This window comes from Amphibacillus sediminis NBRC 103570 (genome assembly GCF_001552275.1).
Classification (GTDB): domain Bacteria; phylum Bacillota; class Bacilli; order Bacillales; family Amphibacillaceae; genus Amphibacillus_B; species Amphibacillus_B sediminis.
Genome location: NZ_BCQW01000005.1, coordinates 1 through 15,488, shown reverse-complemented (window position 1 = coordinate 15,488; position 15,488 = coordinate 1). Strand labels below are relative to the sequence as shown.

General features: G+C 39.5%; 11 protein-coding genes. 6 read left to right on the top strand and 5 right to left on the bottom strand.

The genetic code is table 11. From position 1 onward, the window contains the following. Positions 1-26: 26 nt before the first annotated feature. Positions 27-2,387 carry an RNA polymerase recycling motor HelD gene (gene helD, locus ASE01S_RS05210; RefSeq protein WP_067839380.1) on the top strand — a complete coding sequence of 787 codons (2,361 nt, stop codon included), beginning with the start codon at positions 27-29 and terminating at the stop codon, positions 2,385-2,387. Between the two features lie 555 nt (positions 2,388-2,942). Here the strand turns inward: helD and zupT are convergent. After that, the gene (zupT, locus tag ASE01S_RS05205) at positions 2,943-3,752 is read right to left on the bottom strand and encodes a zinc transporter ZupT (RefSeq protein WP_067839377.1); all 810 of its coding nucleotides are present in this window, start codon (positions 3,750-3,752) and stop codon (positions 2,943-2,945) included. Positions 3,753-4,172: 420 nt separating this feature from the next. Between zupT and ASE01S_RS05200 the strand changes: the two genes are divergently transcribed. After that, on the top strand, positions 4,173-5,012 hold the full coding sequence (locus ASE01S_RS05200) for an aldo/keto reductase (RefSeq protein WP_067839374.1): 840 nt from the start codon (positions 4,173-4,175) through the stop codon (positions 5,010-5,012). Positions 5,013-5,111: 99 nt separating this feature from the next. Here ASE01S_RS05200 and nagB read toward each other — a convergent pair whose 3' ends face one another. The 3 genes from nagB to ASE01S_RS05185 are packed head-to-tail and all read right to left on the bottom strand — an operon-like array spanning position 5,112 to position 7,853. After that, on the bottom strand, positions 5,112-5,846 hold the full coding sequence (nagB, locus tag ASE01S_RS05195) for a glucosamine-6-phosphate deaminase (RefSeq protein ID WP_067839370.1): 735 nt from the start codon (positions 5,844-5,846) through the stop codon (positions 5,112-5,114). Between the two features lie 4 nt (positions 5,847-5,850). Continuing rightward, positions 5,851-7,002 (bottom strand): N-acetylglucosamine-6-phosphate deacetylase, encoded by a 1,152-nt coding sequence (gene nagA / locus ASE01S_RS05190; RefSeq protein WP_067839367.1) that lies wholly within the window; start codon positions 7,000-7,002, stop codon positions 5,851-5,853. 11 nt (positions 7,003-7,013) lie between these two features. After that, on the bottom strand, positions 7,014-7,853 hold the full coding sequence (locus tag ASE01S_RS05185) for a MurR/RpiR family transcriptional regulator (protein WP_067839364.1): 840 nt from the start codon (positions 7,851-7,853) through the stop codon (positions 7,014-7,016). Between the two features lie 226 nt (positions 7,854-8,079). On the opposite strand from ASE01S_RS05185, the gene ASE01S_RS05180 reads away from it, so the two are divergent. Beyond that, positions 8,080-9,381, top strand: coding sequence for a hemolysin family protein (locus ASE01S_RS05180; protein ID WP_067839361.1), 1,302 nt, complete (start codon positions 8,080-8,082; stop codon positions 9,379-9,381). Between the two features lie 115 nt (positions 9,382-9,496). On the opposite strand, the gene thiW is transcribed toward ASE01S_RS05180, so the two are convergent. Next, positions 9,497-9,988 carry an energy coupling factor transporter S component ThiW gene (gene thiW, locus ASE01S_RS05175; protein WP_067839358.1) on the bottom strand — a complete coding sequence of 164 codons (492 nt, stop codon included), beginning with the start codon at positions 9,986-9,988 and terminating at the stop codon, positions 9,497-9,499. 430 nt (positions 9,989-10,418) lie between these two features. Here thiW and ASE01S_RS05170 point away from each other — a divergent pair, with 430 nt between their 5' ends. From ASE01S_RS05170 to ade, 3 genes are all read left to right on the top strand, one after another. Then, entirely contained in the window at positions 10,419-11,390 is a 972-nt protein-coding gene (locus ASE01S_RS05170; RefSeq protein WP_067839355.1) for a ring-cleaving dioxygenase, read from the top strand. Positions 11,391-11,723: 333 nt separating this feature from the next. Continuing rightward, a complete protein-coding gene (locus ASE01S_RS05165; RefSeq protein ID WP_067839353.1) occupies positions 11,724-12,587 on the top strand; it encodes a Cof-type HAD-IIB family hydrolase in 864 nt (287 codons plus the stop codon). Between the two features lie 547 nt (positions 12,588-13,134). Next, entirely contained in the window at positions 13,135-14,919 is a 1,785-nt protein-coding gene (gene ade / locus ASE01S_RS05160; RefSeq protein ID WP_067839350.1) for an adenine deaminase, read from the top strand. Positions 14,920-15,488 lie beyond the last annotated feature (569 nt).

The following is a 15,488-nucleotide window of genomic DNA, read 5'->3' as shown; positions in this document are numbered from 1 at the left end:
TTGGCTTTGGATTGAGGAGTGGGAATATGTCAAAACAAGATGAGAACTGGCTTCAAGAAGAAAAACGAGTGAATGAGGTAGTCGCCTATATTGAGCGTAAGCTGGAGAGATTAAGGCAATACATGAAAACTCTGAAAGAACGTGTCATAGATATTCGAAAAGATTTCTGGGATGATGTGACCGTTAATTTAACTGAGCTCGATGACGCCATTGAAACACAAGCAAGCTTAAAACAACAAGCAGAGTTTTTATCCGAGCGTGAGCGAAGTCATGGTCAGCTGGGACAACAACTTCATAAATTGGAACAATTAAAGCAAACGCCTTACTTTGGGCGAATTGACTTTATCGAGGAGGGGCATTCCGAGTCAGAAGCCATATATATTGGGACATCATCGTTAATGGATCAACACGATGAGAATTTCTTGGTGTATGATTGGCGTGCCCCCATTTCAAGTATGTATTATGACTATCCCCCGGGCCCTGCGAGCTATCAAGCGATTGATAAGCAAGTAAAAGGTGAAATTACTTTAAAGCGGCAATATGTTATTAAACAAGGTAAGCTATCAGGTATGTTTGATACTGGACTGACGATTGGTGATCATTTACTCCAATCTGTACTTGGTCAGTCTGCAGACACAACGATGAAGAGTATTGTGGCAACGATTCAGCGAGAACAGAACAAAATTATCCGAAATGAAAAGGATAAAATACTCGTCGTTCAAGGCGTAGCTGGGAGTGGTAAGACTTCGGCAGCGTTACAGCGTGTTGCGTATTTACTCTATCGCTATCGAGAACAGCTTTCTGCCGATCAAATGATTCTGTTTTCACCAAATCCTTTATTTAATAGTTATGTTTCACGTGTGTTGCCAGAGCTCGGTGAAGATAATATTAAACAAATGACTTTTTATAACTATATAGAACAGCAGTTGGGCAAACGTTTTAAAATTGAGTCACCATTTGATCAGATGGAATTCGTATTATCGGAGAACAGCCATGATCATGACCAAATGGCGCGTTTAACGAGTATACGATATAAAGCGAGTGGATATTTCCATCGTCAAATTGATCAATTTCTAGAGCAATTAAAAAAAGCTAACATGCAATTTCGCAATATTCGTTTTCGTGGCGAGTTGTTATTTGATAAGCGGACTTTGGCCGATTATTTTTATCAGTTTCCTGAATCGATCCCCATTCAAAATCGGTTAGAGAGACTGGCTACTTGGATCTTAAAACAGTTAAAAGAAATGGAACAAACCTTAATAGATGCTGATTGGGTTCAAGATGAAGTCGAGCTATTAGATAAGGATGACTATTTAGAAGCTTATCGACATGTTGAATCACATTCTCCATCTGAAATAGAAACTTATGATGATCATGATCAAGAGGTCTATTATTTGAAGTTAAAAGTAATAAAGCATACGCTACGCCCATTAAGAGATAAGATCAAACGATTTCACTTTGTTGACACAAAACAAACCTATTTAGCTTTATTTGATCAAAGCAAACCAACAGAAGGATTGTCTGAGCTAGAATGGAATGCCTTAGCTGCTTTTACGAAAAAAAATTTCGCAGAGAAGATTTTAACATGGGAGGATGCGACACCATTTCTTTATTTCGAACGTATGTTAATTGGATTCGATGAAAACAGGTCAATAAAACATATTTTCTTAGATGAAGCACAGGATTATTCAATCTTTCAAATTCAATATTTAGCACGAATTTATCCGAATAGCCGGATGACGTTACTTGGCGATTTGAATCAAGCGATTTATTATCATGCTGTTAAAGACAGTAATGTATTACAAGATCAGATCAGTCATTCACAAACTAGAATAACATTATATCGCAGCTATCGCTCTACTCGACCTATTGTGGAATTCACGAGATCGTTTATGCCAAATGGAGAAGATATTGAACCATTTAATCGTGATGGTCAGTTGCCATCTGTGATCGAGGTCGATAATGAAGCGATTGCTAAGTATAAGCTCCATAGTTGCTTAGATGATTATTTAGCACAACAACATCAAAACATTGCAGTCATTACCAAAACAATAGATGAAGCTAAACAGCTAGCACGTTTATTAGAAAAAAACGATCAGAATGTCTATTTAATTAACAAGGAAACGCATACCTTTAAAGCTGGCATTAACGTTATACCTGTATATTTGGCGAAAGGAATTGAGTTTGATGCAGTTGTTGTTTATAATGCATCGGCCCATCAATATTTAAATGAATTAGAACGTAACCTTCTTTATACTGCCTGTACACGTGCTATGCATGTCCTAACGTTAATTGCAATTGGGGGTGTATCACACTTTATTAAAGAAGTCCCTACTGATTATTATCGTTTCTTAAAAGTTCATCAAATTAATCATCCGGATGAATAGAACGAGGGTGCAAGTGAGTCGGTGTTAGAGAATTCATGTACTGGAAGGAAAAATGCCTTCATTATTGGAGTTGTCATTAAAGGTTAGCGAATAGATTTGAAAGGCCTGGAGGCGTCACTCTAAACTTTTCTGTGCTAGAAGATGCTGAAAAGTTAAGTGACTAGGTAGGGAGGTTAGCAAGTTCGACGGCTAAGTTGTTACTTAGCTACAGTCAATCAATTAATACGAATATAGTTACACCGGGACCAAAGGATTAACTAAATATCGGAAATGTCAGCATAATATTTGAAGGCACATACCGCTTCGGCAAAATACTTCGCTTTCCGCAGACATGGCATCAGCTAACTTTGTGAAGAAAACCGCTTCTGCTTATGCTATTTCTATAGGAGTCTTAGTATTTTGCCTCCACTATATCAGGTTTTGATCCGATCTTTTGTTATATTTCATCTATATACGGCAAGGAACCCCCACTTCAATCAGACCACAAGGTCGTGAAGTGGTGGGTCGTTGACTATGTCCCGGTCCCATTTGCTTACCATCTAAAACTGCGCTTGATTACATTACCAGAAGTAGGCTTAATGCCATAACAGCCATACCAGCTATTAATCCGTAAATTGATGTATGTGTTTCATCATACCGTTTAGCGGCAGGTAGTAACTCGTCTAAAGAGATAAAGATCATAATTCCCGCCACTCCTGCAAAAATAATGCCAAATAATGTTTCTGTTAAAAATGGCATGAACAAGAAGTAGGCGAGTATAGCCCCTGCTGGCTCTGCTAATCCTGATAAAAAGGAGAGCTTAAATGCTTTCTTTTTACTCCCGGTTGCATAATAAATAGGAACAGATATGGCAATTCCTTCAGGGATATTGTGAATGGCAATGGCAACAGCGATAGCAAATCCTAAGGCAGGATCCTGCAAAGTAGCCGTAAAGGTGGCAATCCCCTCAGGAAAGTTGTGAATGGCAATAGCTAATGCCGTGAAAGTCCCCATCTTTAGTAAACTTGAATCGTGTGCGACTGTTGGGGACTTATCCATATCTTCAACCTTTTTAACTTCATGAGGATTTCCCTGCTTTGGAATAAACCGATCAATTAATGCAATGAGAAGCATACCACCAAAAAAACCGATAACGGTCATCCACGCTCCACGTACCTCACCTAACTCGGATGTAAGTGAATCCTGTGCTTTAACAAAGATTTCAACCATTGAAACATAAATCATCACACCTGCAGAAAAGCCAAGTGAGAATGAGAGAAATTTTGTATTTGTTGTAGAGGTAAAGAAAGCTAAAACACTACCAATCCCCGTTGCCAAACCAGCAAACAAGGTTAAACCAAATGCAAGTAGTACATGTTCGTCCATCTGTCCAATCCCTTCCGTAATTCTGTCTTGTATCTTGTGCCAAGGCTTATTTTTTTCTTTAGATCAACATTTTTTCATATATCTTCATTTTATGCTCACTTTAATAAATGTGCAATCCTTTTTGATTCTGATTGGCTATGTTAGTGTTTAGATGCAACAGAAGTCTCCTACTATTTCTATAAGGAGGAAGATGCATGCCAATTTGTATGTCGCTCAGTGTTCACCCCTCGGCTAAAGTAATATAATAACGCAGGTGAATGCCACAGATTTTCAGTGGAAATGTATCGAGGCTAGCTCCTAAAAATCTGGCACAAATATTCCAAGGCGCATTTGCTTATTAAGCAAGGTTCAATCTTATCTTTTTTCTTTTTAGTAAAAAATATGAGAAAATATATAATATAACATAAGGAGGATTTTGATATGCTAAAAGATTTAACTTCAAGCACAACTTTACACAACGGTGTCACCATGCCTTGGTTAGGTCTAGGGGTTTACAAGGTAGATGATGGAGAAGAAGTGATCCAGTCCGTCGAAACTGCTTTAGCAAATGGTTATCGCAGTATTGATACAGCCGCAGTTTATCAAAATGAGGTCGGAGTGGGACAAGCGATTCAAAACTCCGGTCTACCACGGGATCAGTTATTCATTACTTCGAAAGTCTGGAATAGCTCACAAGGCTATGAGGAGACGCTACAGGCTTATGAAGATAGCTTAGCGCGTCTAAACCTTGATTATTTAGATTTGTATTTAATTCATTGGCCAGCACCTAAGCTTAATCAATACCAGGACACATGGCGAGCGTTGGAAAAATTGTATCAAGATGGCAAGGTAAGAGCGATTGGAGTAAGCAATTTTCAAATTACGCACTTAACTGAACTGATTGACAACTGTACGATTGTACCGATGGTGAATCAAGTTGAGTTCCATCCACATTTGACTCAAGAACCGCTCCGCGATTTTTGTCGTAAGCATAATATTCAAGTTGAGGCATGGTCACCACTAAAACAGGGACAATTATTAAATGACCCTACCTTAGTTAAAATTGCCGAAAAATATCAGAAATCAACGGCACAGGTCATTATCCGTTGGGACCTTCAAAGTGGAGTGGTTACAATTCCGAAATCGGTTAAAGCAGATCGCATTGTTGCTAATTCCGATGTGTTTGATTTTGAGTTAACCGATCAGGAAATGCAACAAATCAACGCGTTGAATAAAGATGAGCGGTGTGGTCCTAACCCAGATCATTTCTGGGCAGAATAGGAGAAGGTCGTTTGCCATATTTAAAAGAACCAGCCATTGATCAACAAAGTCTGCTGAAATCAGCGGGGACTTAGTAGATTCTGGCTGGTTCTTTATTGATTAGTCGGCTAATAATGATCCAGCTGCTTCATCGATGATAACGGTGATGTTATCATGCTTGCGAAGAATAGAAGCAGGGAAATCTTCACTTATTTCATCGTTTTCTAGCAATCGCTTAACAGCTTCTGCCTTTTTTTCGCCGGAAATGAGTAACAGGATTTCTTTACTATCCATAATCGTGGCAATTCCCATTGTAATCGCATGGGTAGGAACATCTTCTTTCTTCTCAAAGAATCGGGCATTAGCCTCCCTTGTAGAAGCGTCCAGTTCAACTACATGTGTCCGACTTGAAAAAGGTGTTCCGGGCTCGTTAAAGCCAATATGCCCATTAAGGCCGATACCTAGTACTTGTAGATCAATTTCGTTAGCTTGGTGAACGGATGCCTCATAATCCTTGCACTCCTGCTGATTGTCTCCAGTATTCCCATTAGGGAGATGGACCTGGCTTTGATCAATATCAATATGACTAAATAGCTTATCCTGCATAAAATAATTGTAGCTATTAGGATCAGATGGGGCCAGTCCAACATACTCATCTAAATTAAAGGTTGAAACATCACGAAAGGAAACCTCCCCTTTGTTAAATGCTTCAATAAGACACTGATACATTCCTTCTGGTGTAGAACCTGTTGCTAACCCAAGAACAGGGTTAGCTTGTTCCTTAATGGTAGCTATGATGCGCTGACATGCGTGTCTACTCATGTCTTGATAATCTTTTACTCTTACTATATTCATGTTGTCACACTCCTGTATATGCTATTTTTCCTTGACATAAGGTATAGTGTATATTTAATTGATCGTCTACTAATAATAAATCAGCGTCTTTACCAGTCGCGATTGAACCTTTCCGCTCAAAAACGCCAATTTGCTTAGCTGGATTTACGGAAGCCATCTTCACAATGTCGCTTAAGGTCACACCTTGTATTTGTAAAAGATGCTTAGCACCATCAATCATATTTAAGATGCTTCCCGCTAATGTTCCATCCTCTAATACAGCGCGTCCTTCTGCAACTTTGACAGGTTGTCCTCCTAATTCATAGTCTCCATCAGGCAGACCTTTAGCTCGCATCGCATCAGTGATTAGAATTAAGCGATCACTGCCAACATTTTGATAGATAATCGCTAGCATAGCAGGATCTATATGGATACCATCCGCAATAATCTCAGCCTTAAGCTGATCGAGTAAAAAGCTAGCGCCGACAGCACCAATATCTCTGTGATGAATGCCATTCATTGCGTTACATAAATGTGTGAGCTGATTGACGCCAACCGAGACCGCCTTTTTCATATCAGCAAACGATGCATCGGTGTGACCAGCTGATACGTTAATTCCTTGCTCTCTTAATGCTTGAATAAAGGTTCCATCTTCGTCGTGCTCTGGCGCCATCGTAATCGTTTTTATTTTTCCTTGAGCGATACTTTGCCATTTATTAAATAGCTCAAGATCAGGCTTACGAATATATTGGGCAGGCTGGGCCCCAGCTTTATCTTTTTCAACAAACGGTCCTTCTAAGTGGACACCGATTAATTCAGCTTGTTTAGCCTGATGATTGAAGTTTGCCACCGCTGAGAGGGCTGCTTCAATTTGTTGATCAGACTGTGTAATCGTAGTAGCTAAAAAGCTTGTTGTACCTTCGCTTACTAAATAGCTGGCCATTTTTGTCAAGGCCTCATCAGTGGCATCCATTACATCAGCACCAGCTGCACCATGAATATGGGTGTCGATAAAGCCTGGAAGCAGATTTAGTCCAGCTCCATCAATTACTAATGTATCTTGTGCAAGTTCACTTGGCTCATCTCGGTAGATTTTTTTAATTTTGCCATTTTCAATAGATAGGTGACCAAAGTGATGGTCTGTTTCTTGATAGATCGTTACATTTTTAATTAACATCTTTGATCCCCCTAGAATAGTTTGTTGTTGGTGTTTTCTGTTATTTCTCGTTTGATTCGGTTTGCGTACGCACTATTTTTTATCGATAGTCCAGTGCAAATTAAATCAACTAAGTAGAGCTGTGTCACTTTAGAAACCAATGAACCTCGATCAATAGGATTCTCCTTTGCTGCTGATAAAAGAATAAGATCAGCCAATTTAGTTAGGGGTGACTTAGCGTAGTTCGTCAGCGCAATAATACGTGCCCCCTTCGTTTTGGCAATGCTAACATTATCGATTATTTCCTTAGTACTTCCAGTTAAACTAATCGCAATAATGACGGTCTTGTCAGTTGCAGAGGTTGCCCGCATAATTTGAGCGTGTGTATCTGTGATGACGGTGATATTTTTTCCAATTCGCATTAACCGGTTTTGTAAATCAAGTCCAGCAATTCCAGAGGATCCGATGCCAAAGACGACAACATCCTCAGCTTGATCAATCAGGTCAATCACTTGTTCAAGCTGATCAAGGTCAACGAGTTGGTAGGATTGCTCAAGTGCTTTGACCATATTTGTTTTAATCTGGTCTGCAAAGCTTGATTCGTTAGTCTGTTCAGACTTTTGTGTTTGCTCATGAGCAAATGCTAGCTTAAAGGCTTGAAAACCATTAAAGCCAATTTTTCTAAAAAAGCGAAGGGCGGTTGCTTCTGCCACCTGACAATTTTCAGCTAACTCTGTTAATGAATCATAAATGACTTTTTCTTGATTAGACATAATATAATTGAATATTTTTAGCTCAGATTTGGTAAAGCTATGTTTATTCTGCTCCATTTGAATTGAAGGAATAATTGAGGAATGGGTATGGTCAACCATACAATTCACCCCCTTTGCTAATAATATATCATTTTGATTATTACTGGTCAAATTTAAATTTAAAAATGACGGCCAACTATCATTTCGGGAAATCATGTGAGTAAGTCTTGATCTAATCACGTCACATTAGCTTCGTGTAGCTTGATCGTTACCAACCGCACAGCAAGCTATTGCCGTAATCAGTCAACAATAAAAATCAAACTAAAAAGGAGTGCTGATCCTTTCTATGGGTTCGATCATTGTATTAATCGTGTTAATTATTTTAAATGCCTTCTTTGCTGCGTCAGAAATTGCTCTTGTTTCTTTGAACGATAACATGGTACGACGTCAAGCTGAACAGGACGACAAGAAAGCGATCTTACTTGCTAAGCTGTTAGAAGAGCCTGGTCGGTTTTTAGCAACGATTCAAATTGGTATTACGTTAGCCGGCTTTTTAGCCAGTGCATTTGCCGCCGATACCTTTGCAACGCCTTTAGCTGAAAGATTAGCTAATTGGGGTGTCCCTTTATCAATAGCGACGCTTAATACTTTATCCGTGGTCGTCATTACAATTTTATTGTCCTACTTTACTTTAGTCATTGGGGAACTTGTACCTAAACAGCTTGCCTTACAGAAGGCAGAAACAATAGCAAGGTTTGTAGCTAAGCCAGTAACCTTATTATTTAAAATTAGCTTGCCAATTGTTGTCTTTCTTAATGCATCAACAAATTTTATTGTAAAGTTATTTGGTGTCGATCCTAACTCCGAGAATGAAGAAGCAACCGAAGAAGAAATCAGATTGATGGTGGATTTAGGCGGTGAAAGAGGAACAATCGAAAAAGCAGAATCCTTAATGATTCATAATATTTTTGAATTTAATGATAAAGATGTGTCTGATATTATGACACACCGGATCAATATGTCTGCAATAGAGCTCCAAACCACACTGTCAGAGGTTGTGAGCTTAATTAAAGAGAATCGTTTTACACGATATCCTGTCTTTGATGATACGATTGATCATATTGTTGGTATTTTGCATACAAAGGATCTTATTCCGTATATTACAGCTGATTGTAGAAGCTTTTCTTTAGCTAACGTGATCAGAAAGCCTTACTTTGTGTTAGAGAGTAAACCCGTTGACCATGTTTTAAAAGAAATGCAACAGCTTAATATTCATATTGCGATCATTATCGATGAATATGGTGGCACACATGGTTTAGTCACCATCGAGGATTTAATAGAAGAAATTGTTGGCGAAATATCAAGTGAGCATGGTGAAGAAGAGAAGCATCCACTAGGCATTGAGTCAATTTCAGCGCATGAAGCAATCGTTCAAGGTGATACACATCTTTATGACTTTAATCATTTCTTTGACGTTGAATTACCAACTGAAAGGTATGAGACCGTCAATGGCTTTTTAGTAGATCAAATTGGCTATATTCCCACAAATGAAAAGGATGCCCAAGTTAATTACCAAGACCTGATCTTTACTATCACTAAGTCTACAAATAAACGAATTGAAGAAGTTAATGTTAAGCGTAAAACTTAAGGTAGACTTGTGCAATAAAACATGACGTTTAGGACAAAACGTTTCTCCGACACCAAAAGGAACAGTCTTGCAAGTTAAAATAATCTAAGTCAAAATTTAAATCGATTGAGATACTTTAGTCATTAAATAATCTTGTTTCTAGATGCTTTAATTTTGGTAAGACTAATAACGCTAATAAAGATCCGCTCAAACTGCTAATGATAAACCCAGGTGCGAAAGCAAGCATTCCAACTGATTGTCCCATTAGTAAACGAGCAATTGGAATCGATAAGAGTGATCCAAATATTCCAGTTCCGATGATTTCACCAGTTATAGCTGAGGCAGTTTTGGGTTGCCAACGGTAGAGTAAACCCGCAAGTATAGCACCAATCATGCCACCTGGAAAGGCTAGTAATGTGCCTAATCCAAGTAAGTTTCGGATCAACCCAATGCCAAAGGCGATGATAACTGCTGGTAACGGTCCAAGTAAAACAGCACTGACAATACTAATCGCGTGTTGAACTGGAAAGGCATGGGCAATACCTGTCGGAAACCAGAAAAAAGTTGCCCCTATCACACCAATCGCAATAAAAGCAGCCATTAGCGTAAGTTGAGCTGTTTTCATCATAGTAGTCCTCCCCTTTGTGTATATGGACGAATCATGAAACACAGGTGTTTGTTATTTGTTTAGCTTGACAACTGTGGAGTATCGTTTTTTAGTCGGTACGAGTTGGATTCGATCTCCATATCCATATGGGAATAGTTTATCATAAAGTGAAACTTCGTTCAGTGGGGGGGCGATGCCTAGAATGTACTCGTGCAGACATTGCGACACGACGTCGCGAACTTAGTCAGCTTCCTTTCTCCCCACGGAATATTAGTTGAACCAATCGGGCCGTTACTGGCTGTTGGATCTCTCATTAGACACGACCTGTGCCTTTATTTCTTGAAGGGGGAGGTTTATAGCCAGTTACACTGCGATGAATACAGTGGATAAGTTTATTATCTTGAATTCGAGATAAAATTTGATATAATTATTATAGAAAGGGGGAATACAAATGCAACTTGCTGGTATTCATCATGTTTCAGCATTAACAGCAAATGCAAAAGATAATTATCATTTTTATACACATATATTAGGCATGCGTTTAGTTAAAAAATCAGTAAACCAGGATTCGCCTAGTATGTATCATTTATTTTACGCTGATGAAATAGGTCGCCCAGGTACTGACTTAACCTTCTTTGAAATGTTAGGTGTTGGACATACCTACCGTGGCAATAATAGTATTTCACTTACAGGGCTTCGTGTTGCATCAGATGCTGCACTAGATTATTGGATCGATCGTTTTAATCAATATCACGTTCAGCATCAAGGTATGACAGAACAATTTGGCAGAAACGTTATTTATTTTGAGGATCCAGAGGGGCAAAGATTAATGCTAGTCTCCGATCAGACAAATAAAGGTGTTGAATCGGGGATACCATGGGAAAAAAGTGAAGTGCCACAAGCGTTTGGGATTACAGGTCTTGGTCCGGTTACATTAACGATTCCTAAGCTTGATCCAACTGCACATGTATTAACAGAATTATTAAACTTTACCAAAGCGGGTTCTTATGCTTCCCCACATCCTGATCAACCGGATATCGTTGTTTATCAAACGGGTAAAGGGGGAACGGGTGCAGAGCTTCATCTCGAAACAAGAACAGATTTAGCTGCTGAAAAACCAGGACGTGGAAGTGTTCACCATGTTGCTTTTCGAGTAAAAGATAAAAACGAGCTTGACCAATGGCATAAACGTATTAAACAGGCACGTTTACCCCATTCAGGCTTAATTGATCGTTATTACTTTCAATCCCTTTATTTTAGGGAGCCTAATGGTATTCTTTACGAGCTTGCCACTGACGGGCCAGGTTTTGCTACTGACGAGGAAGTTGAAACCTTAGGTGAACGGCTAGCGCTACCCCCATTTTTAGAGGATAGACGTTTAGAAATAGAAGCATCATTGCATCCCTTAAATACGAAGCACTAAAATCAGCCATTCGGCTGTTTTTTTTGTCTAGGAAATGATAAATTTTTCGGATGTGAATAACATGTAGGTAACCTGTTTAGCGACGTCCAGTTTGAGCGCCAAAAACTAGGCGACTTCACGAATCGCCCTACGATAAGTCATCATCGGTTTGCAAGCTTATTGTGATTCCTTTATCTCAGTTGCTTCGCTCCAGTCGCTACGTTTTTAAGCGGGCACTCTGCGCTTTTGTTTTACGTTGGTTATAGAATTATTTGTTGTCGTAGGTTATTGCTGGTCTATTTTTAAAAAGATGCTATACTAGAAGATAACTAAAATCTGCGGAGGAGGATAATTATGGTAAATCAAACTAACCCGCAAGCGATCTTTTTAGATATGGATGGTACGCTTTTAGATCAATATAATCGAGTAAGCGATAATGCAAAGCAAGTGATTGATCATATACGTAAACAAGGCATCTATGTATTTATTGCTACCGGAAGAGGGAAAGAAGAGATATATCCTACAGCACCCGAGGGCTTTGAGGTTGATGGTGTAATTAGCTCGAATGGAATGACAGGCTATTTGGGAGATGAGCTATTGTTTGAGCACACTTTACCCTTTGAAGTAGTGAAGAGAATCGTAGAGCAAGCTCGAGAAATGCGAATCTACTATGAAGTATTCCCTACCTCTGGCCCTTCCCAAGCAGAAATAATTGACCAACCTATGTTAAATGAAGCCGTAAAGGGGCCAAGACCTGAGAGTGTAGGTATTAACGAGTGGGTCGAGCGTCAAGAGGTGATTGAACGTGGTATTAATTGGGTTGAAAGAATTGAAGATGGTAGATATTCTAAGCTTTACACGTTTAGTAAAAGTAGAACAGATATTATCCAGTGGCAAAAGGTACTTGATCAAATGAAGCAGGAGTTACCATTCACCACCTCATCGTCTACAGCACATAATATTGAGATTATGGTCGCCAATAAAAATAAGGCAACAGGAGTAAAGAGTTTTCTAGACCGAATCGGTTTGACTAGTGACCAAATATTGGTTATGGGTGATAGTTACAATGACTTAGAAATGTTTAAACTGGCCGGACATACTGTAGCCATGAAAAATGCCCCAACCGAGATCCAAGCTTTAGCTGATGAGGTTACGACATACACCTGTAATGAGGATGGGGTTTATCATTATTTACGAGACCGTTTTATTACAGTATAACTGGCTATAAACCGCCCTGTTCAAGAAATAAGGGAACAGGTCATGTCTAAGTGTGAGATCCAACAGCCAGTAACGGCCCGATTGGTTCAACTACCATTCAGTGGGGGGAGAGAAGAAGCTGACTAAGTTCGTGACGTCGTGTCGCAACGTCTGCACGAGCACATCCTAGGCATCGAATCCCCCACTGAACGAAGTTTCACTTTATGTCAGGTTGATCAATGGATTTTTAGGTGTTTTGGTAGAAAAGTTAACCAATATGTAGCTAGTAGCGGGAATATATGATACAACCAGTTGCATAGTTAGGAAAGTGTAATTTTTACTCAGTTAATTTAGGCACTGTCCTACTAAACAAAAGTCTAGTGTTTTTACTGGGCTTTTTTCAATAGGATAAAAGAGAATTTCACAGTTTGTTACGGTATCCTTTTTAAAAAATAAAATTGATTTTCAAATGGGTAAGTTCCTCTATTTTAGAAAATGGTGGTTCATATAAAATTATGCTTAACACAAGGCTCTGGTGAGTTAATAAAAAAGAAAAGGAGTTAATTAAATGATAAGTCAATTACCGAAGCTAAATGAACAGTTAATGCGCGTAGCGTTAGGAAAAGAACCAGCTGATCTCGTACTGAAAAATGGTACATTGGTTAATGTCATTACAGGAGAACTGAACCCAAGGGTAGATCTTGCCATTGCAGCTAACCGGATCGCCTATATCGGAAAGGCTGAGCATACCATTGGTCAACAAACAAAGGTAATTGAGCTGAATGGAAATTATTTAGCCCCGGGTTTAATGGATGGACATATGCATGTTGAGAGTACAATGTTAACCGTTACAGAATTTGCCCGAATTGCCCTGACAAAAGGAACCACCAGTATCTTTATGGACCCTCATGAGATGGCGAACGTTTTTGGTAAAGCAGGGGTACGTTATATGCATGATGAAGGACAATCATTACCACTTAATGTCTTTACAACCTTTCCATCCTGTGTCCCAGCTACGGATGGTTTAGAAGATGCTGGAGCTACTATTGAAGTCGAGGATGTCCAAGAAGGGCTGACATGGCCAAATGTTGTCGGCTTAGGAGAGGTGATGAACTTTCCAGGTGTCGTAGCTGGTGATGCCAAAATGATCGGTGAGATTAATGCGACTATTCAGGCAGGTAAAACGGTGACGGGACATTTTCCTGAAGGAACCAACCAAATGCTTCAAGCTTACTTATTAGCGGGTGCTAATTCCTGTCATGAAACGGTATCTCGTGAACAAGCTTTAGAAAAATTAAGACTAGGCATGTATGTCATGATTAGGGAAGGTTCGGCTTGGCAGGATGTCAAAGAAGTTATCAAAGTGATTACAGAAGATCAAGTGAGTACAGATCACATCATGCTTGTTACCGATGATATCTATCCTGAAACATTGGTAACGAAAGGTCAAATCAATCACGTGGTGAGAAGAGCGATTGAAGAAGGCGTTGACCCTGTTACAGCAATTAAGCTAGCCACGATTAATACTGCGCGATACTTTAAGTTAGCCGATGACTACGGCAGCCTCTCACCTGGAAAAGTTGCCGATGTGCTCGTGTTAGAGGATCTAAGTCAAATGGAGCCAACGATGGTTATTGCCGGCGGAGCTATCGTTGCTCAAGAAGGACAGTTAACCGTCGACTTGCCTAGCTATCATTATCCTAAACAAATTAAACAATCGATTCATGTAAAACGAGCATTACGAGCGTCAGATTTTATTGTAAAAGCACCTGTGATTGATCAGCAGGTTACAGTCAATGCGATTAAAGTAATTGAAAATAGTGCTCGAACGATGAAAGCAGAATTTCAGTTACAAGCTAATCAAGAGGGAATCATTCAATCGGATCTTAGTCAAGATGTGGTGAAGTTAGCCTGTATCGATCGACATCATCAATCAGGTGATCGATCACTTGCATTTGCTCATGGTTTTCAATTGAAAAAGGGTGCGGTTGCATCAACAGTGGCTCATGACAGTCATAACCTACTTGTTATGGGTGTTAATGATCGCGATATGGCATTAGCCGCAAATAAGCTAATCGAAGTCGGTGGTGGTATGGTTGTGGTAGAGAACGGTCAGCTATTAGCCTTGGTCCCGATGCCTGTAGCAGGGTTAATGTCTGATGCTCCTGCCGAGAAAGTTGTCGAGCAAGTTCGTCAATTAGAAAAGGCCTGGAGGCAAATAGGGTGTACGATTCATGCACCATTTATGACATTTTCGCTAATCGCCTTACCTGTAATTCCGGATATTAGAATAAGTAATCGAGGATTAGTCGATGTCACTAGTTTTTCACTTATTGGCGTAATTAAACGGTAACTAGAGCACGCCTAAAACGACATGAATAGTCATATCTATATTCCCATTCTCTGATAATCATTGGTCTGCTACGCTTTGTGGGGATACGATTTTAACCATGATTCGAATTAAGGACTCACTTTATCACAGTGTAACTGGCTATTAGACTTCCCCTTCAAGAAATAAGGGAACACGTTATGTCTAATCCAATAGCCAGTAACGGCCCGATTAGTTCAACTAACGTTCAGTGTGGGAGAGAGCAGGCTGACTCAGTTCGCGACGTCGTGTCGCACGTCTGCACAAGCACATCCTATGCGTCGAATCCCCCACTGAACGAAGTTTCACTTTATCTTATGCCTAGTCCCTAAACTGTTTTTGCCTTAATGGAACGTGCCTGCTTCAGTGGTATCGGGAAATTAACTGTTCTTACCATAGAGAGAGACTTTTTTTGACATACTAAAAGGTTTTAGAAACGACATTTAAAAAGCGAATCTCTTCAAAAGTATATAAGTTTGGAGGTTCGTTTTTTTATTTAGGCTCTGTTAAAGTTCAATGTTGATATTTATAGAAAAACGGAACTCCCATAAAAC

Coding starts and splice junctions, on each gene's coding strand:
- thiW (WP_067839358.1), bottom strand. CDS start 9,988: ATGATGAAAACAGCTCAACTTACGCTAATGGCTGCTTTTATTGCGATT.
- nagA (WP_067839367.1), bottom strand. CDS start 7,002: ATGTTAATTAAAAATGTAACGATCTATCAAGAAACAGACCATCACTTT.
- helD (WP_067839380.1), top strand. CDS start 27: ATGTCAAAACAAGATGAGAACTGGCTTCAAGAAGAAAAACGAGTGAAT.
- ASE01S_RS05185 (WP_067839364.1), bottom strand. CDS start 7,853: ATGGTTGACCATACCCATTCCTCAATTATTCCTTCAATTCAAATGGAG.
- zupT (WP_067839377.1), bottom strand. CDS start 3,752: ATGGACGAACATGTACTACTTGCATTTGGTTTAACCTTGTTTGCTGGT.
- ade (WP_067839350.1), top strand. CDS start 13,135: ATGATAAGTCAATTACCGAAGCTAAATGAACAGTTAATGCGCGTAGCG.
- ASE01S_RS05165 (WP_067839353.1), top strand. CDS start 11,724: ATGGTAAATCAAACTAACCCGCAAGCGATCTTTTTAGATATGGATGGT.
- ASE01S_RS05170 (WP_067839355.1), top strand. CDS start 10,419: ATGCAACTTGCTGGTATTCATCATGTTTCAGCATTAACAGCAAATGCA.
- ASE01S_RS05200 (WP_067839374.1), top strand. CDS start 4,173: ATGCTAAAAGATTTAACTTCAAGCACAACTTTACACAACGGTGTCACC.
- ASE01S_RS05180 (WP_067839361.1), top strand. CDS start 8,080: ATGGGTTCGATCATTGTATTAATCGTGTTAATTATTTTAAATGCCTTC.
- nagB (WP_067839370.1), bottom strand. CDS start 5,846: ATGAATATAGTAAGAGTAAAAGATTATCAAGACATGAGTAGACACGCA.